The 4,468-nt window shown below is 65.8% G+C and carries 4 protein-coding genes and 1 pseudogene; all 5 read left to right on the forward strand.

Translation table 11 applies throughout. The features are described 5' to 3' along the window. On the forward strand, positions 1–647 hold a 647-nt coding region (locus AC1D34_RS34810), incomplete at its 5' end, for an ABC transporter permease (RefSeq protein WP_476826693.1). Positions 648–768: 121 nt separating this feature from the next. Beyond that, the gene (locus AC1D34_RS34815; RefSeq protein WP_476826694.1) at positions 769–1,716 is read left to right on the forward strand and encodes an NtaA/DmoA family FMN-dependent monooxygenase; all 948 of its coding nucleotides are present in this window, start codon (positions 769–771) and stop codon (positions 1,714–1,716) included. Between the two features lie 203 nt (positions 1,717–1,919). Next, positions 1,920–2,561, forward strand: a complete 642-nt coding sequence (locus AC1D34_RS34820) for a GNAT family N-acetyltransferase (protein ID WP_441506689.1) — start codon at positions 1,920–1,922, stop codon at positions 2,559–2,561. Positions 2,562–2,707: 146 nt separating this feature from the next. Further along, positions 2,708–3,724: a PLP-dependent cysteine synthase family protein gene (locus AC1D34_RS34825; RefSeq protein WP_441491108.1), complete on the forward strand. Its 1,017-nt coding sequence runs from the start codon at positions 2,708–2,710 to the stop codon at positions 3,722–3,724. 551 nt (positions 3,725–4,275) lie between these two features. Continuing rightward, positions 4,276–4,468 (forward strand): annotated as a pseudogene (locus AC1D34_RS34830) (OsmC family protein); the annotation flags it as partial.

Below are 4,468 nucleotides of genomic sequence, written 5' to 3' on the forward strand. Positions count from 1 at the left end.
GCCAAGGGCGGGACCTGCTCAGCCGCATCATCTTCGGGGCGCGCACCTCGCTGACGGTCGGCGTCGCCGCCGTCGCCCTCTCCAGCCTGATCGGCCTTTCGCTCGGCCTGCTCGCGGGCATGGCGGGCGGCAGGGTCGATGCGCTGGTCATGCGCGTGATCGACGCGATGCTGGCGATCCCGACGATGCTGTTCATGCTTGTCGTCGCCCTCGTCGCGGGAACCGGGCTGGTGCCACTTATCGTCGTCATCGCTGCGACCAACTGGGTCGGCTGCGCCCGGATCGTCAGGGCCGACGTCCTCAGCGTGAAGGAAATGGACTATATCGCGGCGGCGCGGTCGATCGGCGCGCGCCCGCTCGGCCTCATCCTGCGGCACATCCTGCCCAATATCCTGTCCTCCTTCGTGGTCGTCTCGACCATGAATGTCGGCACCGTCATCCTGGCGGAATCCTCCCTCAGCTTCCTCGGCTTCGGCATCCAGCCGCCCGAGATCTCCTGGGGGCAGATGCTGAGCGAGGGACGCCAGTACCTGGCGACCAGCTGGTGGGTTGCGACCTTCCCCGGCATCGCGATCACGCTGACCGTGCTCGGAGTCATACTGCTCGGCGACTGGCTGCGCGACCATCTCGATCCGCGCCTCGATTGAGCGCGGCCCCCTCCGTTCACTTGCCTGAGAACTCCATGACCATCGTCGACCAGAACGCACGCAAGCCCCGCAGGCTCCATCTCGGCCTGTTCCACCAGCCGATCGGCCGGCATCCGGCGGCGTGGCGGCAAGACACCGCGCAGGGCCATCCCGAGGATATCGACGCCTCACTGCCCTGCCCGATCACGCCGCCCGCTATGAGCGCGCAGGGGAGTTCGTGCAGGTCGTACGCGGCCTCTGGGACAGCTGGGCCAATGATGCCCTCATCATGGACCGGAAATCCGGCACGTTCCTCGATACGCAGCGGGTGCGCCTGCTTGCGCATAAGGGCGCGCATTTTTCCGTCCGCGGGCCGCTCAACATCTCGCGGCCGCCACAGGGCCACCCCGTCATCATCCAGGCCGGCTCCTCGCGCGACGGCATCGGGCTCGCGGCCGCCGAGGCGGATCTCGCCTTCACGGCACAGGACACGATCGCCGACTCCCACGTCTATCGCGAGGCGCTGAGCGAGGCAGCGAAAGCCGCCGGACGCAAGGCACCCAGCCTCCCGATCCTACCCGGAATCATGCCGATCGTCGGGCGGACCGATGCCGAGGCGCGCGAGAAATTCGCGGCGATGCAGGAGCATACCGACATCGCCGCCGGCATCCGCCAGCTGTCAGGGCGCTGGGGTTATGACCTGTCCGGCCATCCGCTCGCCGAGCCCGTGCCGGAGCCGGGCGAACGCATCCATGGCGAGAGCCGGGTGCGCCTGCTCCTGAACAAGGCGCGCGCCGAGAATTACACGCTGCGCGAACTCGCAGCGCTCGCCATCGCCTCCCATGGCCATCGCATCATCATCGGCTCGCCCCAGACGATCGCCGACGACCTGCAATCATGGTTCGAGCAGGGCGCTGCAGACGGCTTCAACCTGATCCCAGCTTCGATGCCCGACGGGCTCGACGATTTCGTCGATCTGGTGATCCCGGTCCTGCAGGAACGGGGATTGTTCCGCCGACATTACGAGGAAACCAGCCTGCGCGAGCGCTTTGGCCTCGACCTCCCCCGGCTCGCCGCATTCACGAACTGAGCGGCCGGCGCCGAGGCGCGCTGATCGCGAGGCGGATAAATTCCTTCCGTCTCGCCCGCTCATTGGGGAACCATAGATTTCCAAATCACCCTCAGTATAGCCAAATATACTTATTGTACTGACAGCATTGATTGCACAAACGGTTCAGATACGAATGCCGTGGGCGCTTATTCCCGCTCAACGCCAAATTCCGGAACCGTGCCATGACTGACTTGATCGTGCGTTCGTCTCCCTTCGATGGGAAAGCAGAGGTTTTGATCGAAGGGCTTGTTGCCGAGTACGACGGCCGATACGGGGCCAATAGCAGGCCAGGCGGCGCGCGCACCGAGATCCTGCGCTACCCTCCAGAGGCCTTCGCCCCGCCTTTGGGAGATTTCCTGCTCCTGCGGCGCGGCGACGAGACCATCGCGGGCGGCGCCTTCATGAGCCATGACGACGAGACAGCCGAGCTCAAGCGCATCTGGACGCGGGACGATCTGCGGCGGCAGGGGCTGGCACGGCAGATCGTGCTCGCGCTCGAAGAGGCGGCGGCCGAGCTCGGCTACACCCGGGCCTATCTCACCACCGGGTTCCGGCAGCCGGAAGCGACGGGCCTGTATCTGTCGCTCGGCTATCGGCCGCTCTTCGACACGACAGTCGACCCGACGCTCTATCGCTCCCTGCCCTTTGAAAAACATATCGGGGCGAAGGCCGGCACCGCCGGCAGCACAGCGATCTATCCCCCGGCCGCATCGCTCGACGAAGCGACGGCCCGCGTCGCCATCGTCAAGGCCGAGCAGGAGGCGAAGATTGCGGCCAGGCTGGCGGCTCATCGCGCGGCGACGACACAGGTAGCAGCGGCTTGAGCGGCGCAGACGCAGTCTCGCCGGCAGCATGACGCTGCACGCCGCAGCGCCCGCCAATCAGGGGCAAGCGGCTGCCGAACATTTGCGACCGGCCATCGCGCCGGTCTTCGGTGGCATGCGCCACCTCTCCTGGGAGTGAGAGCATCATGGGAACGCAGAACGACCACTTTGCAGCGCTGGTCGGCAACACGCCGCTGCTGGAGCTGCGGCGCTTTGCGGAAAGGCTGGAGATCGCCTCCCGCGTCTTCGCGAAGATCGAGTATCTGAACCCGGCCGGCAGCATCAAGGACCGCACGGCCTGGGGCATCATTCGCGAGGCCGAGGAGAAGGGGGCGCTGAAGCCCGGACAGCTCATCGTCGATCTCACCAGCGGCAATACCGGCATCGGCCTCGCCGCCTTGGCAGCGGCCCGCGGCTACCGCTCGAAATTCTACCTCCGCAACACGATCAGCGAAGACAAGATCAGGCTGCTTCACCAATACGGCGCCGAAACCGTCCTGATCGACAACAGCGTATTCCTCGAAACCGGCGCCATCCACGCGATCATCGACCGCGTCCGCCGCGAGAATCCCGATGCGTATTACACCAATCAGCGGGGAAACCCGGCAAACCCTCGCGTTCACTACGAAACGACCGGGCCGGAGATCTGGCGCGAGACCAAGGGCGAGGTCGACATCTTCGTGGCCGCGGTCGGTACCGGCGGCACGATCTCCGGTACCGGCCGCTTCCTGAAGGCGCAGAAGCCCGGCGTGAAGGTCGTCGTCGTCGAGCCCGGCGCGGCCTCGATCCCCTCGGCCGAGACGCCCTACCCCGACAGCATCGAGGGCGTCCATAAGGTGACCGATGTCGAGGTCGCGTACCTGCCCGAGAATTTTGACGCTGCCGTCGTCGACGAGGTCATCGTGACCGACACGGCGCAGGCCCGCGAGTTCGCCCGGGCGCTGGCACAGGAGGAAGGCATCCTGGCGGGCACGTCGTCGGGAGCGGTGCTGTTTGCCGCCGCCACACTCGGCCGGCGCCCCGAAAACGCCGGCAAGACGATCGTCGCCATCGTTGCCGATAGCGGCGAACGCTATCTCAGCCCGCCCAAGCTCGGCCCCACCGTCGCGCAGACGGAAACGGCGAGCCCGCCCTCGCTCCCGGTCGCCGCTGCAGCCTACTAGGATTCGGGGCGGCGGGATTTGAGGAACCTGATTTTCGTCACCACAGCCCCGAACAGGAACAAATCATCGCCTTTCCGCAATCAAAACGCACAGTTTGTTTCATTGATACAAATAATCATCTGAGCAATAATCTTGAACGTGAAGAGTAATCCTAACGTCTTCACCGCGGGATTTGCTGGAGTAGCTTGCGCCGCGTCAACAACGCTAAAAGCACCACGATCGCTCGTGGGCTCCTCTCTTGCTTTGGAGACGCGAATGCCCTTCCCGCTTGAACTGACAACGATCGGCCGGCAGCCCCCTTGCCGTCGAAGGCTATGATTTCGGAATTTTAGGCGGGCGCTCGTCGCTGCCGCGGACAGAACCGCGACAGCGGTCTCCCGATGCATCGGCCCTTGAAGCGGGACGCGGTCTTGCCGCTGCCCGAACGACCYCCCCCTGGATTTCGTGATGTCTCCGATGCGCCGTTCTCCAGCGGCGCAGCGGCCGGGCGAACGCGCGAAATCGAGGCAAGCCCCTCTCCCCAGCCCTTTCCCATCCGTGAGCCGCCAACCATGTCCGACCTCACCGAATACCTCGCCCAGAAGCGCGACGCCCTGTTGCGCCGCAAGGCTCATGCCCGCACGCCGGAGGCCCGGCCGCAGCGGCTGCAAGCCCGGGCCACGGCCGAAGGGCGCAGCGGCGTCCGGCGCATCCGGATCCGCGACTTCCAGGTCGTCAGCGACAGCCCGCCGGATTTCGCCGGCT

This window comes from Allobosea sp. P1_A7, assembly GCF_056406775.1.

Coding starts and splice junctions, on each gene's coding strand:
- AC1D34_RS34820 (WP_441506689.1), top strand. CDS start 1,920: ATGACTGACTTGATCGTGCGTTCGTCTCCCTTCGATGGGAAAGCAGAG.
- AC1D34_RS34825 (WP_441491108.1), top strand. CDS start 2,708: ATGGGAACGCAGAACGACCACTTTGCAGCGCTGGTCGGCAACACGCCG.